This window comes from bacterium (genome assembly GCA_024224155.1).
Lineage (GTDB): Bacteria > Acidobacteriota > Thermoanaerobaculia > Multivoradales > JAHEKO01 > CALZIK01.
In genome coordinates this window covers 1-795 of the sequence record JAAENP010000103.1, presented here as the reverse complement: position 1 = coordinate 795, position 795 = coordinate 1, and the positions used below count along the sequence as shown (strand labels likewise).

2 protein-coding genes are annotated in these 795 nt (G+C 64.2%); both read left to right on the top strand.

The window, feature by feature from the left end; translation table 11 throughout:
* A partial coding sequence (locus GY769_06135) for an ABC transporter ATP-binding protein (GenBank protein ID MCP4201499.1) occupies positions 1–470 on the top strand: 470 nt, incomplete at its 5' end.
* Between the two features lie 14 nt (positions 471–484).
* Positions 485–795 (top strand): ATP-binding cassette domain-containing protein (locus tag GY769_06130; protein ID MCP4201498.1); only part of this gene is annotated, 311 nt, incomplete at its 3' end.

Below are 795 nucleotides of genomic sequence, written 5' to 3'. Positions count from 1 at the left end.
ATCTGTCCCTGTCGGAGCGGGCGCGCATCCGCAACCGCGAGGTCGGATTCATCTTCCAGGCCTTCAATCTGATCGGCGACCTGACGGTCTACGAGAACGTCGAGCTGCCGCTGACCTACCGTGGTACGCCGTCCGCGGAGCGCAAGCAGAAGGTCCAGGACGCCCTGGAGCGGGTCGGCATGGCCCACCGCATGAAGCACTACCCGGCCCAGCTCTCGGGCGGTCAGCAACAGCGCGTCGCCGTCGCCCGGGCAGTGGTAGGAGACCCCTCGATCGTGCTCGCCGACGAGCCCACCGGCAACCTCGATTCATCGAACGGCGAAGCGGTGATGGACCTGATGAGGGAGCTCCACGATGCCGGGTCGACGATTTGCATGGTGACCCACGATCCGCGCTACGCGCGCCACGCCCAGCGGACCATCCGCCTGTTCGACGGCCGGGTCGTCGAAGAGGAAGAAGCGGCCGCTTAGCTGCGATGGCACCGATCATCCGGACCCACAACCTCGACAAATTCTACGAGACCGGCTACGGCCGCACCTACGTGCTGCGCCGTATCGATCTCGAGATCGAGGCGGGGGAGCTCATCACCATCATGGGGCCTTCGGGCGCCGGCAAGTCGACGTTGCTGCACATCCTCGGCATGCTCGACGGCAAGTGGGAGGGCGAATACGAGTTCCTCTCCCACCCGATCCACAGCATGAAGCCGAAGCATCGCAATGCTCTCCACAAGGAGAACATCGGCTTCGTCTTCCAGAGCTACCACCTGCTCGACGACCTCACGGTCTACGAGAATCT